The sequence below is a fragment of the Caulobacter sp. GW821-FHT10C03 genome (genome assembly GCF_059415485.1).
Genome location: NZ_JBWKNI010000015.1, coordinates 15,514 through 41,251, shown reverse-complemented (window position 1 = coordinate 41,251; position 25,738 = coordinate 15,514). Strand labels below are relative to the sequence as shown.

General features: G+C 69.7%; 24 protein-coding genes and 1 tRNA gene. 20 read left to right on the top strand and 5 right to left on the bottom strand.

The features are described 5' to 3' along the window. Positions 1–260 precede the first annotated feature (260 nt). Together AC07NG_RS18350 and AC07NG_RS18345 are read left to right on the top strand one after the other, a co-directional pair. Positions 261–336 (top strand) — tRNA-Lys (locus AC07NG_RS18350). Positions 337–530: 194 nt separating this feature from the next. Next, the gene (locus AC07NG_RS18345; protein WP_494595525.1) at positions 531–1,859 is read left to right on the top strand and encodes an MFS transporter; all 1,329 of its coding nucleotides are present in this window, start codon (positions 531–533) and stop codon (positions 1,857–1,859) included. 174 nt (positions 1,860–2,033) lie between these two features. Here the strand turns inward: AC07NG_RS18345 and AC07NG_RS18340 are convergent, their stop codons facing one another. Further along, positions 2,034–3,032 carry a zinc-binding dehydrogenase gene (locus AC07NG_RS18340; RefSeq protein ID WP_494595524.1) on the bottom strand — a complete coding sequence of 333 codons (999 nt, stop codon included), beginning with the start codon at positions 3,030–3,032 and terminating at the stop codon, positions 2,034–2,036. Between the two features lie 113 nt (positions 3,033–3,145). Here AC07NG_RS18340 and AC07NG_RS18335 point away from each other — a divergent pair, with 113 nt between their 5' ends. From AC07NG_RS18335 to AC07NG_RS18325, 3 genes are read left to right on the top strand one after another with little or no spacing between them, the layout of a single operon-like run. Beyond that, positions 3,146–4,756, top strand: a complete 1,611-nt coding sequence (locus AC07NG_RS18335; protein WP_494595523.1) for an FAD-binding oxidoreductase — start codon at positions 3,146–3,148, stop codon at positions 4,754–4,756. Next, a complete protein-coding gene (locus AC07NG_RS18330; RefSeq protein ID WP_494595522.1) occupies positions 4,753–5,754 on the top strand; it encodes a zinc-binding dehydrogenase in 1,002 nt (333 codons plus the stop codon). Before AC07NG_RS18335 ends, AC07NG_RS18330 begins: the two co-directional genes overlap by 4 nt. A 58-nt stretch (positions 5,755–5,812) precedes the next feature. Next, positions 5,813–6,460 (top strand): glutathione S-transferase family protein, encoded by a 648-nt coding sequence (locus AC07NG_RS18325; protein WP_494595521.1) that lies wholly within the window; start codon positions 5,813–5,815, stop codon positions 6,458–6,460. Positions 6,461–6,621: 161 nt separating this feature from the next. Here AC07NG_RS18325 and AC07NG_RS18320 read toward each other — a convergent pair whose 3' ends face one another. Together AC07NG_RS18320 and AC07NG_RS18315 are read right to left on the bottom strand one after the other, a co-directional pair. Next, complete coding sequence (locus tag AC07NG_RS18320; RefSeq protein ID WP_110120242.1) at positions 6,622–7,461, bottom strand: SDR family NAD(P)-dependent oxidoreductase; 840 nt, start codon at positions 7,459–7,461, stop codon at positions 6,622–6,624. 2 nt (positions 7,462–7,463) lie between these two features. Further along, positions 7,464–7,778 (bottom strand): RedY/HapK family protein, encoded by a 315-nt coding sequence (locus tag AC07NG_RS18315; protein WP_494595520.1) that lies wholly within the window; start codon positions 7,776–7,778, stop codon positions 7,464–7,466. A gap of 120 nt (positions 7,779–7,898) precedes the next feature. Here AC07NG_RS18315 and AC07NG_RS18310 point away from each other — a divergent pair, with 120 nt between their 5' ends. The 10 genes from AC07NG_RS18310 (at position 7,899) to AC07NG_RS18265 (ending at position 18,930) form a co-directional block, all read left to right on the top strand. Beyond that, positions 7,899–8,783, top strand: a complete 885-nt coding sequence (locus tag AC07NG_RS18310) for a polysaccharide deacetylase family protein (RefSeq protein WP_494595519.1) — start codon at positions 7,899–7,901, stop codon at positions 8,781–8,783. A 52-nt stretch (positions 8,784–8,835) separates the two neighbouring features. Further along, entirely contained in the window at positions 8,836–9,636 is an 801-nt protein-coding gene (locus tag AC07NG_RS18305; RefSeq protein WP_494595518.1) for an HpcH/HpaI aldolase/citrate lyase family protein, read from the top strand. 18 nt (positions 9,637–9,654) lie between these two features. After that, the gene (locus AC07NG_RS18300) at positions 9,655–10,176 is read left to right on the top strand and encodes a MaoC family dehydratase (protein WP_101715660.1); all 522 of its coding nucleotides are present in this window, start codon (positions 9,655–9,657) and stop codon (positions 10,174–10,176) included. A gap of 1 nt (position 10,177) precedes the next feature. After that, on the top strand, positions 10,178–11,359 hold the full coding sequence (locus AC07NG_RS18295) for an acyl-CoA dehydrogenase family protein (RefSeq protein WP_494595517.1): 1,182 nt from the start codon (positions 10,178–10,180) through the stop codon (positions 11,357–11,359). Next, on the top strand, positions 11,359–12,519 hold the full coding sequence (locus tag AC07NG_RS18290; protein ID WP_494595515.1) for a CaiB/BaiF CoA transferase family protein: 1,161 nt from the start codon (positions 11,359–11,361) through the stop codon (positions 12,517–12,519). Before AC07NG_RS18295 ends, AC07NG_RS18290 begins: the two co-directional genes overlap by 1 nt. Beyond that, positions 12,516–13,625: a CaiB/BaiF CoA transferase family protein gene (locus AC07NG_RS18285; RefSeq protein ID WP_494595513.1), complete on the top strand. Its 1,110-nt coding sequence runs from the start codon at positions 12,516–12,518 to the stop codon at positions 13,623–13,625. Before AC07NG_RS18290 ends, AC07NG_RS18285 begins: the two co-directional genes overlap by 4 nt. 419 nt (positions 13,626–14,044) lie before the next feature. Continuing rightward, positions 14,045–15,400, top strand: coding sequence for an MmgE/PrpD family protein (locus AC07NG_RS18280; RefSeq protein WP_494595512.1), 1,356 nt, complete (start codon positions 14,045–14,047; stop codon positions 15,398–15,400). A 20-nt stretch (positions 15,401–15,420) separates the two neighbouring features. Beyond that, positions 15,421–16,818 (top strand): phenylacetate--CoA ligase family protein, encoded by a 1,398-nt coding sequence (locus AC07NG_RS18275; protein ID WP_494595510.1) that lies wholly within the window; start codon positions 15,421–15,423, stop codon positions 16,816–16,818. Position 16,819: 1 nt separating this feature from the next. Then, the gene (locus AC07NG_RS18270; RefSeq protein ID WP_494595509.1) at positions 16,820–18,151 is read left to right on the top strand and encodes an amidase; all 1,332 of its coding nucleotides are present in this window, start codon (positions 16,820–16,822) and stop codon (positions 18,149–18,151) included. Further along, complete coding sequence (locus tag AC07NG_RS18265) at positions 18,148–18,930, top strand: enoyl-CoA hydratase/isomerase family protein (RefSeq protein WP_494595507.1); 783 nt, start codon at positions 18,148–18,150, stop codon at positions 18,928–18,930. Before AC07NG_RS18270 ends, AC07NG_RS18265 begins: the two co-directional genes overlap by 4 nt. 274 nt (positions 18,931–19,204) lie before the next feature. Here the strand turns inward: AC07NG_RS18265 and AC07NG_RS18260 are convergent, their stop codons facing one another. Continuing rightward, the gene (locus AC07NG_RS18260) at positions 19,205–19,927 is read right to left on the bottom strand and encodes a hypothetical protein (RefSeq protein ID WP_494595505.1); all 723 of its coding nucleotides are present in this window, start codon (positions 19,925–19,927) and stop codon (positions 19,205–19,207) included. A gap of 11 nt (positions 19,928–19,938) precedes the next feature. Continuing rightward, positions 19,939–21,129: an acyl-CoA dehydrogenase gene (locus tag AC07NG_RS18255; protein ID WP_492856178.1), complete on the bottom strand. Its 1,191-nt coding sequence runs from the start codon at positions 21,127–21,129 to the stop codon at positions 19,939–19,941. 118 nt (positions 21,130–21,247) lie between these two features. Here AC07NG_RS18255 and AC07NG_RS18250 point away from each other — a divergent pair, with 118 nt between their 5' ends. The 5 genes from AC07NG_RS18250 to AC07NG_RS18230 are packed head-to-tail and all read left to right on the top strand — an operon-like array spanning position 21,248 to position 25,719. Beyond that, positions 21,248–22,531 (top strand): aconitase/3-isopropylmalate dehydratase large subunit family protein, encoded by a 1,284-nt coding sequence (locus AC07NG_RS18250; protein ID WP_494595503.1) that lies wholly within the window; start codon positions 21,248–21,250, stop codon positions 22,529–22,531. After that, positions 22,531–23,019, top strand: coding sequence for a LeuD/DmdB family oxidoreductase small subunit (locus AC07NG_RS18245; RefSeq protein ID WP_232793070.1), 489 nt, complete (start codon positions 22,531–22,533; stop codon positions 23,017–23,019). Before AC07NG_RS18250 ends, AC07NG_RS18245 begins: the two co-directional genes overlap by 1 nt. Then, the gene (locus AC07NG_RS18240) at positions 23,016–23,876 is read left to right on the top strand and encodes an isocitrate lyase/PEP mutase family protein (protein WP_494595500.1); all 861 of its coding nucleotides are present in this window, start codon (positions 23,016–23,018) and stop codon (positions 23,874–23,876) included. Before AC07NG_RS18245 ends, AC07NG_RS18240 begins: the two co-directional genes overlap by 4 nt. Before the next feature lie 12 nt (positions 23,877–23,888). Next, positions 23,889–24,833 carry a polysaccharide deacetylase family protein gene (locus AC07NG_RS18235; protein ID WP_494595498.1) on the top strand — a complete coding sequence of 315 codons (945 nt, stop codon included), beginning with the start codon at positions 23,889–23,891 and terminating at the stop codon, positions 24,831–24,833. Continuing rightward, positions 24,820–25,719 (top strand): polysaccharide deacetylase family protein, encoded by a 900-nt coding sequence (locus AC07NG_RS18230; protein WP_494595496.1) that lies wholly within the window; start codon positions 24,820–24,822, stop codon positions 25,717–25,719. The genes AC07NG_RS18235 and AC07NG_RS18230 overlap by 14 nt, the downstream gene beginning before the upstream one ends. The last annotated feature ends 19 nt before the right edge of the window (positions 25,720–25,738 follow it).

Sequence of the window (25,738 nt, the reverse complement as noted above, 5' to 3'; positions counted from 1 at the left end):
GTATAGCTCAGTTGGTAGAGCAGCTGACTCTTAATCAGCGGGTCGTAGGTTCGAATCCTACTACACCCACCATTCTCCGCAAAACTTGATCCAGTAAAGAATTCCCCCTCCGGGGTCCCCTTGCTGCGCCCGTACGTCTGGCTTCAGATGCGACGAATATATCCACACCTAATGTTCTGAAGTGGATTGCACTTACCGCGCCTTGGCGTATGTATCGCGCCTCGCCGTCGGGGACGCGAAAGCGACTTCGAAACGCGAACGGGTGTATAGCTCAGTTGGTAGAGCAGCTGACTCTTAATCAGCGGGTCGTAGGTTCGAATCCTACTACACCCACCATTCTCTCTCAGAACTAATGATCTGAAACCGGATGGCCGCGCCAGACGGCCGCGAAAGCGGCTGGCGCCGAGCCTTCGCGCAGCCGCACGCTGTTTTGACCTGTCAGTGTCCGACAGTCGGGCGCCGGCTCTCGCGCCCCCTTGAACCTTCGTTTCGCGCCTAGCGTCGCCGATCCCTATCATCGGATCCGCGCCATGACCGCCGCCAAGCCGCCCTCGCCCCGCCTGCCCCTGCTCGTCCACGCCGGCTACGGCGCGGGCCAGATCGCCGGCCAGGTGTTCCGCGACGCTCCCTCGCTGCTGCTGCTGTTCTTCATGACCAATGCGCTGGGCGTCGAGCCGGCGCTGGCCGGGGCGGCGATCTTCTTTCCCAAGCTGTTCTGGGGCCTGATCTCGGACCTGACCGTGGGGCTCGTCTCGGACCGCTGGAAGGCCCGGGTTCCGCGCCGCCTGTGGCTGCTGGTCGGGGCGCTGCTGGCGCCGGCCGCGCTGATCCTGCTGTTCCACGTGCCGGAAGGGAGCCCCGCGTTGAAGGCCGGCTACGTGGCCGCCGCCTTCAGCGTCTACATGATCGTGTTCGGGGCCTTCTCGGTGCCCTACCTGGCGATCGGCACGGAGCTTTCCGACGATCCCAAGGAGCGGACGGTGGTCATGGCCTGGCGGATGGGCTTCTCGGCGATCGGCCTGCTGGTCGGCAACGCCCTGGCCCCCGTGCTGGTGCAGACCTGGGGCGGCGGCCGGCCGGCCTATTCGCAGATGTCGCTGGTGCTGGCGGCGGTGTGCTCGGTCAGCCTGCTGATCGCCTTCCTGGCCTCGCCGCGTCCCGTGGTGCAAGCGGCCGGCGCCCCGGCCATGCGGCTGAAGGCGATTCTCAGCGCCGTGGCCGACCCGACCTTCCGCCCGCTGCTGGGCGCCTATGTGCTGCAACTGATCGGCTCGGGCCTGGGCTATGCGGCCATGGTCTACTTCCTCAGCTACAACATGGGCCGCGCGGACGCCCTGACCCAGATCGGCATGATCGTGCTGGTGATGAGCGCCGTGGTCATCGCCGCCCAGCCGCTGTGGATCAGGCTGTCGACCACCTTCGGCCGCAAGCGCGTCTACATCGCCGCCGCTTTGGGCCATGCCGTGGTCCAGGCCGCCTGGGGCGTGATGGCCGGCGCGCCGCTGCCGGCGATCTACGCCGTGGTGGTGCTGTTCGCCCTGTTCAATTCGGGCTGGAGCCTGATGGGCTACAGCCTGCTGTCGGACGTCATCGCCAAGGACGAGGCCGAGCATGGCGAGAGCCGGGCCGGGGTGTTCTCGGCCCTGTGGACCGGGGCCGACAAGATCGGCTTCGCCTTGGGCGGCACCCTGCTGACGGGGCTCATCCTGTCGGCCTTCGGCTTCTCCAGCGCCCTGGCGGTGACCGGCGCGGCCCAGCCGGGCTCGGCGCTGATCGGCGTGGCCGTGGCCTTCGCCTATGCCCCGGCGGCGTTCAACCTGGCGGCGGCGGCGCTCTATGCGCGGTTCGGGAAGGCCTAGGCTCTCCCAACTTCGTCATCCCGGCCGGAGCGAAGCGCAGAGCCGGGACCCAGGCGACTGGGCGCGGCGGTCGGGCTCGCAAACGAACAGGGGCCGACGCAGTGCGCCGGCCCCCAGGTCCCGGATAGCCGCTGCGCGGCTTCCGGGATGACGAGTTGTTTGTAAGGCGAGCGCCTACGCCACCTTCACCAGCGTCTTGCCGGCGTTGGCGCCCTTCATCAGGCGCTCGAACTGGGCCGGGGCCGACTCGATGCCCTCGCCCAGGTCCTCGACCTGCACCAGGCGGCCTTCCTTGAGCCACGGCTCGGCGGTCTTCACCCACTCGTTCCAGCGCGGATAGAAGTCGTAGACCACCAGGCCCATGACGGCGGCGCGCTTGCCGACGATCGGACCCAGGCCGAACTGCGGCGGCGGGCCGTCGGCGTGATAGTGGGCCGACAGGCCGCAGATCACCACGCGGCCGTAGGTCTTCAGCAGACCGAACACCGGATTGAGGATCGGCAGGCCGACGTTCTCGAAGTGAACGGTGGGGCCGCCGTCGGTCAGGGCCTTCAGCTCGTCGACCCAGCCTTCGTTGCGATAGTCGACCGCGCCGTCGAAGCCGTAGCGCTCGACCACCTGGGCGACCTTGTCGGCCCCGCCGGCGATGCCGACGGCCTTGGCGCCGAGGATCCTGGCGATCTGCCCAGCCGTGCCGCCGACGCTGCCGGCGGCCGCGTCCACCGTGAAGACGTCGCCCGCGCCGACCTTGGCCAGCTGGGTGACGCCGGCCCAGGCGGTCAGGCCCGGCATGCCCAGCACGCCCAGGTGGTTGGAGACGCCCAGCGAGGCGTCGACCTTGCGGGCGAACTTGGCGTCCATCAGGCCGATCTGCGCCCAGCCGGCGTCGCCGACCACGTGGTCGCCCGGCGCGAAGTCCGGATGGCCCGAGGCGATGACCTCGGCCACCGACGAGCCCGGCAGGGTCTCGCCCGGCGCCGGACGCGGCTCGCCCATGTGCCGGCCGCGGAAGCGCGAGCCGAGATAGGGGTCGAGGGACAGGTAGAGCACCCGCACCAGCAGCTGGCCGGCCGGCGCCTCGGTGGGCGCGGCGCGCTCGATCACCTCGAAATCGGCGGCGACGGGCACGTCCTCGATCGTGCGCTTGAGGACGACTTCCAGGGTCTTGCTCATGGTCGGCTTTCGCTCCGGCGGGCGCCGCCTGTCGGAGAGAGCCTGCGCCCCCTGCCCGGCCGCCCCGCGGTTGGGACTATCGATGGGGCGACCCTAGCTTTCCGGACCTGCCCGTGGCCGCCGCCAAATCCGATCCATCCGCCAGCCGAACTTCCGCGCTCGCCGCCCTGCGGGAGATCGTCGGCGAAACCGGCGTTCGCGACGACGAGGCCGCCCGCGTCCTCTACAGCCAGGACATCTTCGCCATCGCCGACGAGACCGTGCTGGCCGTGGTCGCGCCGACCAGCGTGGAGCAGCTGGCCGCCGTCGCCGCCCTGGCCGCGCACGAGGGCCTGGCCCTGGCCCCGCGCGGCGGCGGCATGAGCTACACCAAGGGCTACATCCCCGCCCGCGCCGGCACGCTGAGCCTGGATCTCTCCAAGCTCGACCAGATCGTGCGCATCGATGCGGCCGACATGGTCGCCACCGTCCAGGCCGGCTGCACCTGGAAGACGCTGGACGACGCCCTGGCGCCGCTGGGCCTGCGCGCGCCGTTCTGGGGGCCGATGTCGGGCCTGACCTCGACTATCGGCGGGGGGCTGTCGCAGCAGAACGCCTTCTTCGGCGCCGGCCACTACGGCACGACCAGCGAGAGCATCGTGGCCCTGACCGTGGTGACGGGAGAGGGCCGCATCCTGCGCACCGGCGCGCGCGGCAAGGACGGCGAGCATCCGTTCTGGCGCTTCTACGGGCCCGACCTGACGGGTCTGTTCGGCGGCGACTGCGGGGCGCTGGGCATCAAGGCCGAGGTCACGCTGCGCCTGATCCGCCGGCCGGCCCACGAGGCCTACGGCTCCTTCGCCTTCACTGACGCCGCCTCGATCATCGAGGCGATGGCCGAGATGACCCGGGCCGGGATCGCCAGCGAGCTTTGCGGCTTCGATCCGAACCTGACCAAGGTGCGCCTGCGCCGCTCCTCGCTGCTGAGCGACGTCAAGGTGCTGAAGGACGTCGCGGCCAAGCAAGGCTCGTTGCTGAAGGGCGCCGTCGCCGCCGCCAAGGTGGCCCTGGCCGGCCGCGATTTCGTCGGCGCCGACGACTATCCGCTGCATGTGATCTGCGAGGGCCGCAGCAAGGCCGGCGTCGAGGCCGACCTTGCTGAAGCGAAAGCGATCGCCAAACGCTTCGCCGGCCGCGAGATCGAGAACAGCATCCCCCGCATCATCCGCGCCCAGCCGTTCCCGGCCGCCAATTCGATCCTCGGTCCCGGCGGCGAGCGGTGGGCGACCCTGCAATGCGTCGCGCCGCTGTCGCGCGCCGTCGCGATCCACGCGGCGATCGAGGCGATCTATGCCGAGATGGCGCCCACCTTCGCCGAGCACGGCATCGACACGGCCTTCATGTTCACGGCGCTGTCGACCAACGCCTTCGTCATCGAGCCGACCTTCTACTGGCCCGGCGCCCGCCACGCCCTGCACGAGGCGACGATCGAGCCGCACCTGCTGGCCAAGCTGCCGGCCCTGCCGCACGACCCGGCCGCCTTCGCCGTGGTCAGCCAGGCCCGCGCGCGGGTGATGGCGATCTTCCAGGCCGAAGGCGCCGGTCACCTGCAGATCGGCCGCGTCTATCCCTATGCCGACAGCCGCGATCTGGCCTCGTGGGCTCTGCTGGAGGCGGTGAAGGCCGCGCTCGACCCGCAAGGCCTGGTCAATCCCGGCGTCCTCGGCCTCGGAGCCAGACCATGAGCACCTACCGCGCCCTCGAACTGCGCCGCTTCGCCCGCACCCTGCGCGAGGCCGCCGACGTGGTGGAGATCCCGATGCGCGCGCCCGGTCCCGGCGAGGTGGCGGTGCGCAACGCCTGGTGCGGGATCAACGGCCTCTTCGACGTGCAGATCGCCCGCAACGCCGTCAGCTACGTCAAGGTCTCCCCGCCGATGCCGATGGGCGTCGAGGCGGTCGGGATCGTCGAGGCGGTCGGCGACGGCGTCACGGACCTGGCGGTCGGCGACGCGGTGGCCAGCGTCCGCTTCGGCGGCGGCTATCGCGAGATGAACATCGCGGCGGCATCGACCTTCGTGAAGGTTCCGGCGGCCGACCAGGAGTCGCTGATCCTGGCCTCGACCGGCGTCTCGGCCCATGTCGCCTTCCACCAGATCGGCCAGGCCAGGCCCGGCGAGACCGTGGCGATCTCGGCGGCGGCCGGGGGCCTCGGCCACATCCTGGTGCAGATCGCCAAGGCCCACGGCTGCAAGGTCATCGCCGTCTGCGGCGGACCGAAGAAGGCCGACTTCGTGCGCGGCCTGGGCGCCGACGCGGTGATCGACTACCGCGCCGAGCCGGTCGCCGCCGCCCTGGCCCGCGACTTTCCCGAGGCCCTGGACGTGGCCATCGACACCGTGGGCGGCGAGATCTTCGACGCCTTCGCCGACAACCTGGCCCGCCACGGCCGCCTGGTGGTGGCCGGCGTCGCCCAGGACATGGACGGCGGCGCCGAGATCATCAGCGCCCCGCGCATCGCCCACAAGCTCTATTACAAGGCCGCCTCGATCCGCGGCTTCATGAACGGCCTGCTGACCGAGCACTGGCCGGCGGCGCGGGCGGATCTCGCCGCGCTGAAAGCGGCCGGCAAGCTGAAGGCCGTGGCCGACGACACGGCCTTCGAGGGCGTCGGCGCGATCTACGATGCGGTGGACTGGCTCAACTCCGGCAAGTCGATGGGCAAGGTGACGGTGAAGCTGTAGCGCGCCCGGCATTGCCAGCCCCGCGGTTCCACTCCTTGATGCTCGAGGGGAGGACGACATGCTGACCATCTGGGGCCGCCGCAACTCGTTCAACGTGCAGAAGGTGCTGTGGCTGGCCGACGAGCTAGGGCTGGCCTACGACCACGTTCCGGCCGGCGGCGGCTTCGGCGGGCTGGATGATGCCGACTTCAGGGCGCGCAATCCGCACGGCCGGGTGCCGGTGATCGACGACGGCGGGACCGTAGTCTGGGAGTCGCACGCCATCCTGCGCTATCTCGCGGCCCGTCATGGCGGCGAGCGCTGGTGGCCGGCCGATCCGGCGGCGCGGTCACGGCAGGATCGCTGGATGGACTGGTCTCAGGCCAGCCTGCAGCCGGACTTCCTCAACGGCGTGTTCTGGGGCTTCTACCGCACGCCGCCGGCGCAGCGGGACCTGCCGCGGGTCGAGGCGGCGATCGCCCGGTGCGCCGGGTATTTCCGACTGCTGGACCAGGTGTTGACCGAGCAGCCCTGGCTGGGCGGCGACGAGATCGGCCTGGCCGACATTCCGGCGGGCACGGCGCTCTATCGCTATTTCGGGTTGGAGATCGACCGGCCCAACGTGCCGAACGTCGTCGCCTGGTATGAGCGGCTACAGGCGCGGCCGGGGTTTCGGGCGAACGTGATGGTCCCGTTCGGAGAGTTGGAGGGGCGGCTGGCGTATTGAGAGACGTCACTCGGCGGCAGGGTCTCTGTTTGCTCGCGCCCCAAACCGTAAAACCCCCGCGAAAGCGGGGGCCCAGGTGTTTTATCGTCGAGCGCCCAGGGTTTCAGAAAAAGCCTGGGTCCCCGCTTTCGCGGGGATTTTACGGATGAGGGCAAAGCCCCTCAGTGCGGCTCCTCGCCCCCCGAGACGTTCAAACTCTCGGCGGTGATGTACTTGGCGTCGTCGGAGCAGAGGAAGGCCACCGCGTCGGCGGTGTCTTCCGCCTTGCCGGGGCGGCCGAGCGGGATGCGGGCGGCCATGGCGGCGAGGTAGGCCTCGACCGAGGCCGCGCCGGTGACCTTGGCGAAGTATTCGTTCTGCCAGGCGCCCAGCCCCGTGGTCACATGGTTGGGGCAGACGTTGTTGACGGTGATCTGGTGCGCGCCCAGTTCGATGGCGGCCGAGCGGGTCAGGCCGACCAGGCCGTGCTTGGAGGCGGTGTAGGCCTGGGCGTGCGGGAAGCCCGACTTGGCCGCCTGGCTGGCGATGTTGACGATCCGCCCGCCCTTGCCCTGGCCGATCATCACCTCGGCGGCGGCCTTCAGGCCGAAGAAGGCGCCGGTCAGGTTGACGTCGATGACCGCCGACCAGTCCTCGGGGCGCACGTCCATCAGCGGCTTCATGATGTAGCCGATGCCGGCGTTGTTGACCCAGATGTCGAGCGAGCCGTGGGTTTCCTTGGCATGGTCGGCCAGCGCCCGGACCTCCTCCCAGCGACGCACGTCGCAGGGCTGGGTGCTGGCCGACCCGCCGTACTGGCGCAGATCGGCGGCGATCGCCTCCATCTCCTCGGTCCCGCCGATCATCCCGGCTGGCGTGGAAGGATCGACGGGGCGACCAAGATCGGAAACGACAACCGCCGCTCCCTCCTGCGCCAGGCGTCGTGCGATGGCCTCCCCCAGGCCTCCGCGCCGACCGGACCCGGTGACGACCGCCGTCTTGCCCGCGAAACGTCCCGTCATGCTCAGCCCACCTTGTCGGTGACGATGAAGATCGGGTCGGCCAGGGCCTGGAATTCGGCGGCGATCGCCTGCATCGTTTCGCTCGCCACGTCGCCTCCGAAGGCGTCCATGTCGGCGACGTCGATGATCTCGACATATTGGTAGGGCGGCGCAGCTTCGGTCCCCAGCAGAGCGGCCGAGCGGAAGACCTCGAACTTGTCGATCGAGGCCAGGCCGTTGACGGTCGGCAGGTCGCGTTCCTTGGCCCAGGCCTCGTAGTCGGCGGCCGAGACGCCGGGCTTCAGGTTGAACAGGGCGACAATCCGCGTGACGGCCATCGGGCGCTCCCTCCGTTGCGGCTCCAGCGCCGCCGTGAAGATTGAAGCCGCATGCTGGATCGCCGCCCCGATGGGCGCGAGCGCCGCGCTCAGACTGTTCGCCTCTTGGAGAAAGCCCCCATGCCCGCACCCGCAAACTTCCGCTGGCCGGACGGCTCTCGCCTCGCCCTGTCGATCGTCGTCAATGTCGAGGAAGGCGCCGAGCACAACATCCGCGACGGCGACAAGGGCCCCGAACCGGTCGACGAACTGGGCGCGGTTCCCAAGAAGCCGATGCGGATGCACGGCAGCGAGAGCAACTATCTGTACGGCGTCAAGGCCGGCGCGCCGCGCATCCTGCGCATCCTCGACCAGCACGGCGTCGAGGCCACCTGGACGGCCGCCGCTCTTGCTCTTGAGCGCGCCCCGGACCTGGCCGCCGCCATCCGCGCCCGAGGCGACGAGGTGGCCGCCCACGGCTATCGCTGGACCCACCAGTTCTGGATGGACGAGGCCAAGGAGCGCGAGTTCATCACCAAGGCCGCCGACTCGATCGAACAGACGATCGGGACCCGTCCGTCGGGCTGGCTGTCGCGCTACCTGCACACCGACCACACCCGCCGGCTGCTGGCCGAGGCCGGGTTCAGCTATCACATGGACGACTACTCCGACGACTTCCCCTTCTGGGACCGTGTCGAGACCTCGGACGGCCAGAGCAAGCCGATGGTCATCCTGCCCTACGCCATGGACTCCAACGACATGAAGTTCTGGCTGGCCCCGTCGCTGACCGCCAAGGACTGGCTGGACTACGCCGTGGCCACCTTCGACGAGCTGCACGCCGAGAGCCAGGAGGTCGGCGCGCGGATGATGAGCCTGGGGCTCCACCTGCGGATCATCGGCCGTCCGGGCCGCATCGGCGCCTTCCGCAAGTTCCTGGATCACGTCGCCGCCCACGACGGCGTTTGGATCGCCTGTCGGAGAAAGATCGCCGAGGCGTTCGCGCAAGGGGTCCCGATCGGCGATTGACGGCCAGGGCGATTGTCCTGACATTTCAACGACACGGGCGGCTCAGCCGATCATGACCTATCGCTCGCTGCTCTTCGTGCCCGGCACGCGTCCGGACCGCTTCGGCAAGGCGCTGGACGCCGGCGCCGACGCGGTCTGCATCGACCTGGAGGACGCCGTGCCGCCGGCCGGCAAGGCCGAAGCCCGCGCCGCCGCCCTCGCCTTCCTGGGCCAGCCGCGCACCGCCGTGGTCGGCCTGCGGATCAACGGCGTGCGCACGCTGGAGGGCCTGAAGGACCTCGTGGCCCTGGCCGACAGCGGCGCCCGTCCCGACTTCCTGATGATCCCCAAGGTCGCCGCGCCCGAGGACCTGCTGACCGCCGGCGAGGTGCTGCCGGGCCTGCCGCTTTGGCCCGTGGTCGAGTCGGCCGAGGGCCTGCGCCGGGCGTTCGAGATCTGCGCCGCGCCGGGCGTGGCCGGCGCCCTGTTCGGCGGGGCGGATCTGTCGGCCGACCTCGGCTCGACCATGGACTGGGACGCCCTGCTGCTGGGCCGCGGCACGCTGGTGGCGGCCTGCGCCCGCGCCGACGTCGCCTCGCTGGACGTGCCGCACCTGAACCTTTCGGATCCCGACGACCTGACCGCCTCGACCCTGCGGGCCAAGGCGCTGGGTTTCACCGGCCGGTCCTGCATCCACCCGGCCCAGGTGGCCGCGGTGAACGCCGCCTACACCCCCTCGCCCGCCGAGATCGAGCGCGCCCGGCGCGTGGTCGAGGCCTTCGACGCCGCCGGCGGGGCCGCCGCCCTGCTGGACGGCAAGCTGATCGAACTGCCGGTCATCCGCGCCGCCCGGCGCATTCTTGACCGCGCCTGAAATCCTAGGAGACTCCCCATGTCGCAGAACTGGAAAGAGGTCGGTCCGCAGCGCTACCGCGAGACCTTCGGCCGCTATTTCGAGGACTTCATCGTCGGCGACGTCTACGAGCACCGCCCCGGCAAGACGGTGACCGAGTACGACAACCACCTGTTCACGCTGCTGACGCTGAACACCCACCCGATGCACTTCGACGCCGAGTTCGCCAAGGCCTCGGAGTTCAAGAAGAACCTGGTGGTCAGCCCCTACACCCTGGCCCTGCTGATCGGCATGAGCGTGACCGACGTCTCGCAGAAGGCCATCGCCAACCTGGGCATGGACGAGGTGAAGTTCAGCGCCCCGGTGTTCGCCGGCGACACGATCTATGGCGAGAGCGAGGTGCTGGCCAAGCGCGAGAGCAAGTCGCGTCCCGGCCAGGGCATCGTCACGATCCTGACCACGGGCATCAACCAGGACGGCACGGTCGTCTGCACCTTCAAGCGCAACATGCTGATCCCGGCGCGCGGCCACGCCGTCGAGGACAAGGTCGGGAACTACTAGGATGAGCGAGATCTCGGAAGCCGACGAACGCGCCATCCTCGACGCCATCGACAAGTGGCTGGAGAAGAAGGTCGCCCCCGTGGCGATGCAGCTCGAGCACGACGACGAGTATCCCCATGCCCTGGTCGAGGACATGAAGGAGCTGGGTCTGTTCGGGGCTCTGATCGACCCGGAATACGGCGGCCTGGGGCTGTCGGCCCTGACCTATTCGCGGATCGTCACCAAGATCAGCGCCGAGTGGATGAGCCTGACGGGCGTCTTCAACTCGCACCTGATGATGGCCATGGTCGTCCAGAAGTTCGGCACCCAGAAGCAGAAGGACTTCTGGCTGCCCCGTTTCGCCAGCGGCGAGATGCGCGGCTGCCTGGGCCTGACCGAGCCGGACGCCGGCACCGACCTGCAGGGCATCCGCACCGTCGCCAGGCGCGACGGCGCCGACTACGTGGTCAACGGGACCAAGACCTGGATCACCAACGCCATCGAGGGCCACGTCTCGGCCTTGCTGGTGAAGACCGATCCGGAAGCCCAGCCGCGCCACAAGGGGATGAGCATGCTCATCACCCCGAAGATCGATCCCGAGACCCGCGCCCCCATCGCCGGCGTCACGAACGGCCGCAAGCTGGAGAAGCTCGGCTACAAGGGCATCGACAGCGGCGAGTTCATCTTCGAGAACTATCGCTGCGACGCCGAGCTGTGCCTGATCGGCGGCGAAGAGGGCCAAGGCTTCGTGATGGCCACCGGCGGCCTGGAGATCGGCCGTATCAACGTCGCGGCCCGCTCGGTCGGCATCGCCAAGCGCGCGCTGATGGAAAGCGTCAAGTACGCCCAGCTGCGCAAGACCATGGGCAAGCCGATCGCCCAGCACCAGGCCATCCAGCTGAAGCTCGGCGAGATGGGGGCCAAGACCCGCGCCTCGGAGCTGCTCGTGGAAGACGCCGCCAAGGCCTACGACCGCGGCGAGCGTGTCGACATGGAAGCCGGCATGGCCAAGTACTTCGCCTCGGAGACGGCGCTGTACGTCGCCACCGAAGCCATGCGCATCCACGGCGCCTACGGTTATTCGAAGGAGTATCCGATCGAGCGGCTGTTCCGCGACGCCCCGCTGATGTGCATCGGCGAAGGCACCAACGAGATGCAGCGGATCATCATCGCCCGCCAGCTCGTGGCCCGGAACCCGGTCTGATGGGGAAAGACGTTCGCCGCCCGCTCGCCGGGATCAAGGTGCTGGCCGTCGAGCAGTACGGCGCCGGCCCCTACGCCACCCAGCTGATGGCCGAACTGGGCGCCGAGGTCGTCAAGATCGAGGCCCCGGCCATGGGCGGCGACGTCAGCCGCGCCACCGGCCCGTTCTTTCTGGGAACGGCCGACAGCCAGTTCTTCCAGACCTTCTCGCGGTCGAAGAAGTCCATCGCCGTGGACATCAAGACCCCCGAGGGCCGCGCGGCCTTCGAGCGTCTGGTGGCGGCCGCCGACATGGTGGTCGACAACCTGCGCGGCGACCAGCCGGGCAAGATGAAGCTGACCTATGACGACCTGAAGGGCGTGAACCCCGCCATCGTCTGCGGTCACCTTTCCGCTTACGGGCGCGGCAACAGCCGGGCCGGCTGGCCGGGCTACGACTACCTGATGCAGGCGGAAGCCGGCCTCATGAGCCTGACCGGCGAGCCCGACGCGCCGCCGGCCCGGCTGGGCGTGTCGATGGTCGACTTCATGACCGGGACGATGCTGGCATTCGGCGTTGTCAGCGCCCTGCTGTCGGCCCGCACGACGGGGCAAGGCTGCGACGTCGACGTCTCGCTTTTCGACGTGGCCTTGCACCAGCTGTCCTATCCGGCCGTCTGGGCGATGAACGAGGGCTACAAGGTCCAGCGCCTGCCGCGCGGCGCCCACCCGTCGATCGCGCCGTCGCAGGCGGTGAAGACCGCCGACGGCTGGGGCCTCGTGATGTGCCAGACCCCGAAGTTTTGGGAGGCGCTGTGCGACCTCGCCGGCGCCGCCGAGCTGAAGGCCGACCCGCGCTTCGCCGACATCCCCAGCCGCCACGCCAACCGTCCGGCGCTGAGCGAGGCGATGGACGTCCTGTTCGGGACGCGCACGACCGCCGACTGGACTGCCCTGCTGGGCGGCAAGGTGCCGTTCGCGCCCATCCTCGAGATGATGGACGCGCTGGACAATCCGTTCGTGGCCGAGGTCGGCATGCGCGACGTCGTCGCCCATCCTGACCGCGCGGAAGGCTTGGCGATGCTGGCCTGCCCCGTGAAGATCGACGGCGAGCGGATGCCCGGCGTCCGCGCGCCGAAGCTCGGCGAACACACCGAAGACGTTCTGGGAGCAGTTTCGTGAAGCTGGAAGGCGTCCGCGTCCTCGACCTGTCGTTCTTCCTGCCGGGGCCGATGCTGACCCTGATGATGGCCGACCATGGCGCCGACGTGCTGAAGATCGAGCCGCCCGGCGAAGGCGATCCGGCCCGCGAGATCGGCTATCGCAAGAACGGGACGAGCGTCTGGTTTCGCAACACCAGCCGCGGCAAGCGCAGCCTCCAGGTGGATCTGAAGTCCGCCGAGGGCCGCGCCCTGCTGCTGGACCTCGCCGCCGAAGCGGATGTCGTGGTCGAGGCCTTCCGACCGGGCGTGATCCAGCGCCTGGGCTTCGACTACGAAGCGGTCAAGGCGCGCAATCCGGGCATCGTCTATGTGGCGATCTCGGCCTTCGGCCAGACCGGCCCCTATCGCGACAAGCCGGCCCACGACATCGCGGTGCAGGCCCTGGCCGGCATGGTGTCGTTGAGCGAAGGCTTCGACGGCAAGCCGACCCCGCCGAACATGCCGGCCGCCGACGCCCTGGCCAGCCTCACCGCGCTCTCGGGCGTGCTGATGGCCCTGCTGCGGCGGGAGAAGACGGGCCTCGGCGACTATGTCGACGTCGCCATGTACGACAGCGTGCTGGCCTGGACGCCCAACGTCACCGGCAAGATCTTCGCCACGGGCGAGGCCCACGTTCCCAAGGACGAACGCTCGTGGGGCGGCAACGCCATGTACGGCCTCTACGAATGCGCCGACGGCCAGTGGATCTGCCTGGGCGGCTCGGAAGTGAAGTTCGCCCGCAACCTGCTGGCGGGCCTGGAGCGCCTCGACCTGCTGCCCTATGCCGAGCTTCAGCCCGGTCCCGGCCAGGAGCCGCTTCGAGCCTTCCTGCGCGAGGCCTTCGTCACCAAGACCCGGGCGGAATGGGAAGCCTGGTTCGACGGCCGCGACGTCTGCTTCGCGCCGGTGCGAACGCTGAAGGAAGCCTTCGACGATCCGGCCCTGGCCACGCGGGGCATGCTGTCGCGCGACGCCGACGGCAATGAGATCGTCGGCACGCCGATCCTGTTCAGCAATGAGCCAGCGGTGATCGACCCGGTCCCGCCAGCGCTGGGCGCGGGCCCTGCGGGCTGGCTAGCTCGCTAGAGCGTGGCAGCCGAAAGTGTCAGCGATTTCGGCGTCCGCCACGCTCCCAAGAGGCGCTAGCCTCCCCCTTCCAAAAGCCCGTCGTCCCGACCAGAGCGCCAGGACGACGGGCAAGTTGGAAGAGGAAGACGTCAGGACTCCGTCCGCTCGCGTTCCATCTGGTCGAGCAGCATCGGTCCGGCTTCCATCAGCAGAAACGCGCTGGTCAGCAGCAACAGAACACGCATAAGCATGGCGGCTCTCCCGGCTTGCGGACGATCCCCCGATAGTCCGCACAGAGAAGGCTGAACCCGTCCCGCCCGCGCGCGACGGGGATTTCGCGTTTGGCCGACTGGCGGACAGCCGCGCCGTTGTCCGCTGTGCGCGCAAACCCGAACGCCGCGTCCGAAGGCGGCCGGCGCCGCTGCTAGCGTCGCCGCATGATCGCCGCCGAAGCCCTCGTCGACCACGCCCTTTCCCTGCGCTGGGACGCCCTGCCGGACGCCGTCCAGGCCGACGCCCGCCGGCTGCTGCACGACGCCGTGGCGGTGTGCGCGGCCGGCGCGGGCGCTGCCTATTCCGACGCCATCCTAGCCGCCGCGAAGGGCTGGGGCGGAGAAGGCGATGGCCTGGTGCTGGGACGGCCGGGCGTGCGCCTGCCGCCGGCCCAGGCCGCCTTCGTCAACGCCTTCCAGCTGCACGGTCAGGAATACGACTCCGTCCACGAGAAGGCCGTTCTGCATCCGCTGCCGACCATCGTGCCGGCCCTGATCGCCGAGCTGGATCGCTCCGGTCCCTATTCCGGCGAAGAAGTTCTGGCCGCCATGGTCGCGGGCGTCGATGTCGCCATCGCGCTGGGGGTCGCGGCAACGACCGCCCTGCGCTTCTTCCGGCCGGCGACGGCGGGGGTGTTCGGGGCGACGGCGGCCCTGGCGCGGCTGAAGCGCCTGCCGCGCGAGACGGCGATGGACGCCATGGGCTACGCCCTGGCCTTCAGCAGCGGCACCATGCAGGCCCACACCGAGGGCAAGCCCGCCCTGCCCGTCCAGATCGCCGCCGCCGCCCGCTCGGCCCTGCAGGCCATCGACGTGGCCGAGGCCGGCCTGCCCGGTCCGCGCGACTGGCTGGAGGGACCTTTCGGCTATCTCCCGCTGTTCGAGGCCGGGTTCGACCTGGGACCCGTACTGGCCGACCTCAAGGATCGCCGCCGCATCGCCGAGGTCTCCTGCAAGCCCTTCCCCACCGGCCGCGCCTGCCACGGCGGGCTGGTGGCCGTGCGCAAGCTCAAGACCGAGCACGGCGTCGGTCCGGAAGACCTCGACAGCCTGACCTACTCGGCGCCGCCGCTGATCCGCCACCTGGTGGGCCGTGTCGCCAAGCCGGAGATGGACACAGCCTACGCCCGCCTGTGCCTGCCCTATCTGGCGGCCGTCATGCTGACCCGCGGCCGGGTGGGCCTGGACGACTATACGCCGCAGCGCCTGAACGAGCCGGACGTCCTGGCCCTGGCCGCCCGCGTCGTCGTGGACAGCGACGGCAATCCCGATCCCGCCGCCTTCGTGCCGGCCCGCGCCATCGCCAAGCTGAAGGACGGCCGCGAGATCGTGCTCGACGTCACCGCCCAGCTGGGCTCGCCCGACTTCCCGATGAGCCGCGACGAGCACCTGGAAAAGGCCCGCTCGTGCCTGGCCTTCGTCGGCATGGAGGCCGTCCACGCCCCGCTGGCCGACCTCTTCGACCGCTTCGACACCCTGGCCGACGCCCGCGAGGTCTTCCTCCTCGCCAGCGGCGGCTAGCTTTCTCCCCCAAGGTTCTCATGTCTCACCAGACCTACTGGCAGTCGCTCGACTACCCCGCCCTCGTCGCCGACCACCCGATCGGCGAGGCCTTCACCCAGTTCGCCACCACCACCAGCCGCGACGAGCTGCGCTGGCGGCAGAACCGCCTGTTCCTGCGCTGCGTCGATCGCGCCTGGAAGACGCCCTTCTACCAGCGCCTGTGGGGCGCGGCGGGCGTCCAGCCCGGCGACATCCGCTCGCTGGACGACCTGCCGGGCCTGCCCAGCTTCGACAAGTCCGACATCATGGACTCGCTGGAGCGCAAGCCCCCGTTCGGCGACTTCGCCGGCTTCGAGGGCTATCCGGAAGGCCAACGGCCGCCGGTGATGCTGCACACCACCTCGGGCACCACCGGATCACCACAAGTGCTGCTGTTCGGCCCCAAGAGCCGCGAGGTGCAGAACCTGCTGCTGGCCCGCAACTACCAGTTCCAGGGCCTGCGTCCCGACGACGTGATCCACTCGGTCTACGGCCACGGCATGATCAACGGCGGCCACTATGTGCGCGAGGCCGTGACCCGCTGGACCAGCGCGACCTTCCTGTCGGCCGGCACCGGGGTCGAGACCCGCTCGGCCCAGCAGGTCGAGGTGATGAAGCGCTTCGGGGCCACCGTGCTGGTGGGCTTCGGCGACTATCTGAAGAAGCTGGCCGATACGGCGCTGGAGATGGGCATCGAGCCGGGCCGCGACATCCCCGTGAGGCTGATCTCGGCGCACCTGGGCCGCGAGGACCGGGCGGCGATGGAGAAGGCCTGGGGCGGCGCCAAGTGCTTCGACTGGTACGGCGTCGGCGACACCGGCCTGATCGCCGGCGAAGGCCCCGACCGCGACGGCCTCTACGTGCACGAGGACGCCCACTACCTGGAAGTCTGCGACATCGACACCGGCGCGGCCGTGGCGCCGGGCGAGTTGGGCGACATGATCGTCACCTGCCTGTTCAAGGACGACCTGTATCCGCTGATCCGCTTCAACACCCACGACGTGACCCGGGCGATTCTCAAGCCGTCGTCGATCGACGTGGTGTTCCAGCGCATCGAGGGCTTCCTCGGGCGCTCGGACAACATGGTCAAGATCCGCGGCATCAACATCTTCCCGCAGGGCGTGGGGGCGATGCTGGAGCACGCGCCCGCCTTCGCCGGCGAGTTCATCTGCCGCGCCCGACGCGACGCCACCGGCCGCGATAGCTTCGCCGTGACCGCCGAGACGACGGCCGATACGGCCGAATGGCGAGACATCGCAGCCTTTTATGGCGAGATCCTCAAGCGCAAGATCGGCATCGAGGTCGAGGTCGAACTGGCCCCCAAGGGCGCCACGGCGGGCCTGACCCAGATCGACGTGCGCCAGAAGCCGATCCGCCTGATCGACGAGCGCTACTGAGGTGGCGGGCTTTTCCGACCCCATCGTCGCGGCTGGTGTCGCGGGCCTGCCAGCGCTCTACGCGGCGGGCGTCAGTCCCGTTGACGTGACCGAGGCCTATCTGGCGCGGATCGAACGGCTGAACCCGGCGATCAGGGCCGTGGTCGAGCTGGATGCCGCCGGCGCGCGCGCCGAGGCCCGGGCCAGCGCCCAGCGCTGGGCGGCAGGAACGCCGCTGTCGACGATCGACGGCGCGCCGATCGCCGTGAAGGCCAACATCGCGGTCGAGGGCCTGGTGCACAGCGCCGGGATCAAGGCCTACGCCCGCAATGTCGCGCCGGCCGACGCCGCCTGCGTGGCCCAGCTTCGGGCCGCCGGGGCGGTGATCCTCGGCACGCTGAACATGCACGAGGCCGCGCTGGGCGCGACCAACGACAACGCCTTCCTGGGTCGCTGCGAGAACCCGCATCGCGCGGGTTTCACCCCCGGCGGCTCGTCGGGCGGCTCGGCGGCGGCCGTGGCGGCGGGGCTGTGCGCGGCGGCCCTGGGCACCGACACCATGGGCAGCGTGCGGCTGCCGTCGTCCTATTGCGGCGTGGTGGGCTACAAGCCGGCCCTGGGCGCGATCGCCACCGACGGGGTCACCGCCCTGTCCTGGACATTGGACCATGTGGGCGTCCACGCCCGCTCGGCGGCCGACGCGGCCCTGGTAGCCCAGGCCTGCGGCGTGGAGGCCACCACAGCGCCAGACGAGCGGCCGCTGGCGGTGCTCGACCTCGACGGTCTGGTGCAGCTGGAGCCGGCGGTGGCCGACGGCTTCGCTAAGACGCTGGACGACCTGGCCCGCGCCGGCTGGCGGCTGGAGAAGCTGCGGATCGACGATCTGGACCTGGGCGCTCTGCGCCGCGCCGGCCTGCTGATCAGCGAGGTCGAGGGCGGCGTCGAGCATCGCCGCGCCCTGGCCCTGGACCCGGAAGGCTTCACGCCGGAGCTGCGCTCGCTGCTGGCCTGGGGCGCACGGCAGACGCCGGCCAAGCTGGCCGAGGCCTATCGCCTGCTGACTGAGAGCAGGCGAAAAATCCTCGTTGCTACAGCACCCTATGCCGGACTTCTGACACCGACGACGCCACAACAGGCCTTCGCCTTCGGCGGCGCGGTTCCCGCCAGCCAGGCCGACCTGACGGCGCTGGGCAACGTGCTGGGCGCGCCGGCCTTCGCCCTGCCGTCGGGCGAAGCAGACGGCCTGCCCCTGTCGCTGCAGGTGATCGGTATGACCGACGGCGCTACCCAGGCGCTGGCCGCACGGCTGTCCGAGACCCTGCCTTCAGCCGCCGCTCCGGAGGCCTTCCGATGACCGCTTTCGCCGACGGGGCGCTGACCCTGACCATCGAGGGCAACATCGCGACCCTGGCCTTCGACCGTCCGGCCAAGCGCAACGCCATCACCCTGGCCATGTGGCGCGCCCTGCCCGACGCCTGCGCGGCCTTCGCCGCCTCGGACGCCAAGGTGCTGGTCGTGACCGGCCGTGGCGGACATTTCGCGGCCGGGGCCGACATCGGCGAGTTCGAGGCGGTCTACGCCACGCCGCAGAGCGCGGCCGACTACAACGCCGCCATCGCGGCCGGGATCGGGGCGATCGCTGGCTTGGAAAAGCCGGTGCTGGCCGCCATCGAAGGCGCCTGCGTAGGCGGCGGCCTGGCCGTGGCCCTGGCCTGCGACCTGCGGATCGCCGCCTCGGACGCGCGGCTGGCGATCACCCCGGCCAAGCTGGGCCTGACCTACAGCCTGGAAGACACCAAGCGCCTGGTGGACGCCGTCGGCGCCTCGGCGGCCAGGGACATCCTGTTCACCGGACGCCTGCTCGGGGCCGAGGAGGCTCTGCGGCTGGGTCTGATCGATGCGATTGAAGCGGATGTTCCGGCCGCCGTCGCGACCAAGGCGGCCGAGATCGCGGCGGCGTCGCAGCGCTCGGTCCGGGCGATCAAGGCGACGATCCGGGCGATCCTGGCCGGCGCCGTCGAGGACGACGCGGCGACGCGGGCGGCGTTCGTGGCCTCGGTGTCGGGGCCGGATTTCATCGAGGGCCGGACGGCGTTCCTGACGAAACGGAAGCCGGTGTTTCCGGAGCGGTGACCCCCTTTGGTCCCTCTCTCATCGAGAGAGGGAGGGGCCCGCGCCGAAGGCGTGGGAGGGTGAGAGGTTATAATCTCTCAGGATCCAGCGCAGCCGTTCCGCGCATGCTTGGTTGGCGAAAAGCTTCGACGCTTCAAGGCAATGTCGCGGTCTGTTGAAGGTTTCCACCACAAGCCGGGATTTGCCGGCAAGCGGTGAAACCTCTCACCCTCCCACCGCTTCGCGGCGGGCCCCTCCCTCTCTCTAAGAGAGAGAGGGATTTGCGACTGCGACCCTACCGCTGCAGCTCCACCAGCTCGTACCAGGTCTGCATGTAGCCCCCGACGCCGCCCTTCACGAACAGCGAGTCCTCGTCGGCCGTGACCCACATGTCGTAGGTCGGGTGCTCGCCGTCCTTGCTGACCATGCCACCGTCCTCGCCGAGGAAGCGGAAGTGGCGGCAGGCGAAGGTTCCGGCGGGCGTGGTCGCCTCTTCCTCGCCGACATATTCCAGGGTGATGCCGCTCTCGACGATCTGCGGCGGGGTCGCCCCACGATGGTCGACCGAGGGCAGGAAGACGCGAAGCTTGCGCTTGTGCGGTCCCTTGGCGACGTCCATCACCTTGCACATGTAGGCGTCGCCGATGATCGGATGGGTGCCGAAGCCGTCAAAATGGCCGTTCATCGGCACGCGCTGCGACAGCCGGCCGATCGACGGGCCGTAGCTTTCGCACTCGATGAAGTCCTCGCCGAAGCGGAACCAGCCCGAGCCCATGAACTTGTCGCCGACCGTCAGGCGCAGGTGGAAGTCCATCGGCCGGTTGTGCTCGTCGAGGGAATAGACGGCGTCGCGCAGGACGGTGGGATCCGGCTCCTCGATCTCGCACTGAGCGCGGATGGTGACCTTGCCGTCGGTGTGGCGGGTCATGGAGAAGTGCTCGCGGCCCCGCTCCTGGCCTTCGCGACCCGGCTTGCGCGAGGTGTAGAGGATCTTGCCGCGGATGGTCTGGTGCTTCATCGCCCCGCTCCTCAGAACGCCGCCAGGCCGGTGATCGCCCGGCCCAGGATCAGGGCGTGGACGTCGGCCGCGCCTTCGTAGGTGTTGACCGTCTCGAGGTTGGCGGCGTGACGCATCACGTGGCTGGCCCCGGAGATGCCGGCCCCGCCGTGGATGTCGCGGGCCTCGCGGGCGATGATCAGGGCCTTGCCGCAGTTGTTGCGCTTCAGCAGGCTGATGGCTTCCGGCACCCAGTCGCCGGCGTCGAGGCGACGGCCCAGGGCCAGCGCGCCTTCAAAGCCGAGGGCGATCTCGGTCTGCATGTCGGCCAGCTTCTTCTGGATCAGCTGGCGGGCGGCCAGCGGACGGCCGAACACGACGCGGTCGGCGACGTAGGCCGCGCTGGTCTCCAGGCAGAACCGCGCCGCGCCCATGGCGCCCCAGGCGATGCCGTAGCGGGCCTTGTTCAGGCACGAGAACGGACCGCGCAGGCCTTTGACGTTCGGCAGGATGGCGTCAGCCGGCACCAGCACGTCCTGCAGCACGATCTCGCCGGTGATCGAGGCGCGCAAGCTGAGCTTGTCGTCGATCTTCGGGGTGGTGAAGCCTTCGGTTCCGCGCTCGACCAGGAAGCCGCGGATCTCGCCGTCGAGCTTGGCCCAGACCAGGGCGACGTCGGAGATCGGGCTGTTGGTGATCCACATCTTGGCGCCGTTCAGCACGTAGCCGCCATCGACCTCGCGGGCCACGGTGCGCATCGAGCCGGGATCCGAACCGCCGTCGGCTTCGGTCAGGCCGAAACAGCCGATCAGCTCGCCGCGCGCCATGCCCGGCAGCCACTTGCGCTTCTGCTCTTCCGAACCGAATGCGTAGATCGGGTACATGACCAGCGAGGACTGCACGCTCATGGCCGAGCGATAGCCGCTATCGACGGCCTCGATCTCGGCGGCGGCCAGGCCGTAGGCCACGTGGCTGACGCCGGCGCCGCCGTATTCCTCGGGCAGGGTCGAGCCGAGCAGGCCCAGTTCGCCCATCTCGGTCATGATCTGGCGATCGAAGCGGCCGTCGGCATAGGCCGAGACCACGCGCGGCAGCAGTTGCTCCTGCGCGTAGGCGCGGGCGGCGTCGCGGATCAGGCGCTCGTCCTCGGTCAGGCGGGCGTCGAGGGCGAGCGGGTCCTTCCAGTCGAAGGCGGGAATGGTGCGAGCGGCGTCGAGGGGCATCGTAGTCCTCCGGCGGCCGGAAATGACCGCACAGCAATTGATCTGAACTTCCGCCTTTCTAGCCGGGGGCCCCGCGCCTACCCCGGTCGCCGCTGGATTTGACCGGGAGGCGATTAGGTTGGTTGGACGAACGCTCGTCGAGAAGGTGATCGCCAAGGCCGCGGGCCTGCCGAGCGTGCGCGCCGGCGACCTCGTGACGGCCAAGGTGGATCTGGCCTTCGCGCACGACAGCAGCGGCCCGCGCCGCTGGCGTCCGCTGCTGGAAGAGCTGGGCGTGGGCCTGTGGGACCCGTCCAAGGTGGCCATCGTCTCCGACCACTACGTGCCGGCCGTCGATGCGGAGTCGGCGGCGATCCTCAAGGGCACGCGCGACTTCGCCCGCGACTATGGAGTCTCGGCCTTCTTCGACATGGTCGGCATCTGCCACCTCGTCTTGCCCGAGCACGGCCTGATCCGGCCGGGCGCCTTCATCGCCGGCGGCGACAGCCATACGCCGACGGCCGGGGCCTTCGGGGCCTATGCGGCCGGCTACGGCGCCACCGACATGGCCGCCATCGCCGCCACGGGCGAGACCTGGCTGGCCGTGCCGGAAACCATTCGCGTCGAGTGGGCCGGCGCCTTCCAGCCGGGCGTGACCGCCAAGGACGTCATGCTGTTCCTGTGCCGGGAACTGGGCATGGACAACGCCTTCAAGGCGGTAGAATTCGCAGGTCCCCTGGTCGAGGCCATGCCGATGGCCGAGCGCATGGTGCTGGCCAACATGGCCGCCGAGCTGGGCGCTGAGACCGGGGTCGTGGCGCCGGACGCGACGACCTTCGCCTATCTGGCCGCGCGCGGCGCGCCGGTGACGGACGAGGCCGCGGCCCTGGCCCTGCACTCGGATCCCGACGCGACCTATGCCGCCGTCCATCGCTTCGACGCCTCGGACCTTGCGCCGCAGATCGCCGCCCCGCACTCCCCGGCCAACACCCGCGACGCGACCGAGTTTACCGAGGTCCGCATCGACCAGGCCTATATCGGCGCCTGCGTCGGGGCCAAGATCGAGGACCTGCGGATGGCCGCCGCCGTGCTGCGGGGTCGCCGCGTGGCGCAGGGCGTGCGCTTGCTGGTGGCCCCGGGCTCGGCCCGCACGGCGGAACTGGCCGCCCGCGAAGGCGTGATGGAGACCCTGCTGGCGGCCGGCGCGGTGCTGATGCCGTCGGGGTGCGGGGCCTGCGCCGGCATGGGCGCGGGGATCCTGGCCGAGGGCGAGACCTGCATCTCGTCGACCAACCGCAACTTCCAGGGCCGCATGGGCCATGCCGGGGCCAACGTCTATCTCGGCTCGCCCTACGCCGTGGCCGCCGCCGCCACGGCCGGCCGCATCGTCGATCCCCGCCCCTATCTGACGGGAGCCGCCTGATGTCCCGCGCCTTCGTCTTCGGCGACGCCATCGACACCGACCTGCTCGCCCCGGGCAACCTGATGAAGCTGCCGCCGGCCGAGCTGGCGCAGCATTGCCTCAAGGCGATCGCGCCGGACTTCGCCAGCACGGTGCGGCCCGGCGACGTGGTGTTCGCCGGCGCGAATTTCGGCCTCGGCTCGTCGCGCGAGCAGGCGGCCGTTTCCCTACGACTTCTTGGCGTCTCCGCGGTGCTGGCGACCTCGTTCGCCCGCATCTTCTACCGCAACGCCATCAACCTCGGCTTGCCGGCCTTCGTGTTTCCCCAGGTCGGCGAGATGACGGACGGCGATCGGATCCTTCTGGATCCGGTCGCTGGACGCCTCGAGAACATCACCACGGGCAAGACCTACGCCCTGACGCCGATCCCGCCGCACCTGATGGCGATGATCGACGACGGCGGCCTGATCCCCCACCTGAAACGACGCCTGAAGGGAGCCGCCGCATGAGCCTGCGCGACCGCCTCGCCCAAGACACGCCGCTGCTGGCCCCCGGCGCCTATGACGCCCTGTCGGCCCTGCTGATCGAGCAGGCCGGGTTCGAGGCCGTCTACCTCTCCGGCGCCTCGATCGCCTACACCCAGCTGGGCCGGCCCGACATCGGCCTGGTGTCGTTCGACCATGTGGCCGACGTGGTCGGCCGGGTGTCAGAACGCGTCTCGCTGCCGCTGATCGTCGACGGCGACACCGGCTTCGGTAACGCCGTCAACGTGCAGCGCACGGTGCGGATCTTCGAGCGCATGGGGGCCTCGGCGATCCAGCTGGAGGACCAGACCTTCCCCAAGAAGTGCGGGCACCTGGCGGACAAGGGCCTGGTCTCGACCCAGGAGATGTCGGGCAAGATCCGCGCGGCGCTCGACGCGCGCGCCAGCGACCAGACCCTGATCATCGCCCGCACCGACGCGATCGGCGTCGAAGGCTTCGAAGCCGCGCTCGACCGCGCCCACGCCTATGTCGAGGCCGGCGCCGACGTGCTGTTCGTCGAGGCCCCGCGCTCCCTGGGCGAAATGAGCGCCATCGCCCACGCCTTCGCCGGCCGCGTGCCGCTGCTGGCCAACATGGTCGAGGGCGGCAAGACGCCCCTGCTCGACGTGACGGAGCTGGGCAATATCGGCTTCAAGCTGGTGATCTCGCCCGGCGCCCTGGTGCGCGCCCTGGTGCCGACGGCCGAGGCTTTCCTGGCGAGCCTGAAGGCCAATGGCGCCACGCGTCCGTTCGCAGAGCGGATGATCGACATGGGCGGGGTGAACGACCGCATCGGCCTTGCTGAAATGGTCGAGACCGGCGCGGCCTACGCCGCCGGCTGAGTGGAGCGTCAGATGCAGGCCGATCCCAACCTCTACGACCATTGGCCCTATCGCGACCGGCCCAAGATCGTCTGGCCGGACGGCAAGAAGCTGGCCTTCTGGATCGCGCCCAACATCGAATATTACGAGTTCGATCCGCCCAAGAACCCGCAGCGTCCGGGCTGGCCCAAGCCCTCGCCGGACGTCGTCGGCTACTCGCAGCGCGACTGGGGCAACCGGGTCGGCCACTGGCGGCTGATGGAGCTGCTCGACAAGTACGGCATGCGCGGCTCGATCTCGCTGTCGGTGGGCCTGCTCGACCACCATCCGGAAATCATCGAGGCCTGCGTGGCGCGGAACTGGGAGTTCTTCAGCCACGGGATCTACAACACCCGCTTCTCCTACGGCATGGACGAGGCCCAGGAGCGGGCGGTGATAGAGGACTCGATCCGTTCGGTCGAGGCCGCCACCGGCCAGCGGATCCGGGGCTACCTCGCCCCGGCCCTGACCCACACCGAGAAGACCTTCGACCTCTTGGCCGAAAACGACTTCTGGTACACCTGCGACCTCTTCCAGGACGACCAGCCCCAGCCGGTGAAGACCAGGACCGGCAAGCTGATCTCGATGCCCTATTCGCTCGAGGTCAACGACGTCATCACCTATGGCGCGCTGTCGATGAGCCCCTGGCGCTACGCCGACGTGCTCAAGCGCCACTTCGACCAGCTTCTGGAAGAAGGCGAAAAGTCGGGCACGGTGATGTGCATTCCGCTGCACGCCTATCTGGTCAGCCAGCCGCATCGCATCCGGCCGTTCGAGGAGGCCCTGCGCCACATCGCCGGCCATGACGAGGTGTGGATCACCACGGCCCGCGAGATCGCTCAGCACTATCGCGACAACTACTTCGACCAGACCATCGCCGACATCGCCGCGCGCGGCCTGGCCACGCCGGGAACGGGGTTTGCCCATGCCGCTGCCTGACGAGCACCTGATCTATCCGCACCGCTCCTACGGCATGGACCAGGACCGCTACGCCTGGCGGCCCTCGACCGTGCGCGCCCCGATCGCCTGGCCGGACGGCGCGGCGGTGGCGGCGATGATCGTCGTGCCGATCGAGCACCATCCGCTCAATCCGCCGGGCAAGCCGTTCAAGCACCCCGGCGCCATGGTCACCCCCTATCCGGACCTGCGCCACTACACGACGCGCGACTACGGCAACCGGGTGGGCGTCTACCGCATCCTCGACGCCCTCAAGGCGACGGGTCTGAAGGCGACCTTCCCGATCAACGCCGACCAGCTGGAGCGGCTGAAGCCCTTGGTCGAGGCGATCCTGGCCGACGGCCACGAGATCGCGGCCTATGGCCTGTCGACCACCCACATCCACTGGGGCGGGCTGGATCGCGAGACCGAAGCCGCCTGGGTGGCCGAGGTGCGGGCGCGCTTCGACGCGGCGGGTCTGAAGCCCCGCGCCTGGCTGAGCCCAGCACGGCAGCAGTCGTTCGCCACGCTGGACCTGATCCGCGCCGCCGGCTTCGACATCTGCCTCGACTGGGAGCAGGACGAGGTTCCGGTGACGATGAAGACCGACGCCGGCGAGGTGATCGGCCTGCCGCTGTCCAACGAACTCGACGACCGGTCCCTGATGATCGACCGCCGCCAGACCGAGGACGAATGGGCGGGTCAGGTGCTCGAGGCCGCCAGCTATCTCGCCGACGACGCCGAGCGGTTCGGCGGGCGGGTGCTGGGCTTCACCCTGACGCCGTACGTGACGGGGCAACCGTTCCGGATCTCGGCCCTGCGGCGGTTGCTGGCGGGGTTGGGGGAACTGGGCGTGAAGGCGATGACGGCGAGTGAGATCGCCTCCTGATCCTTCTCCCCTTGCGGGA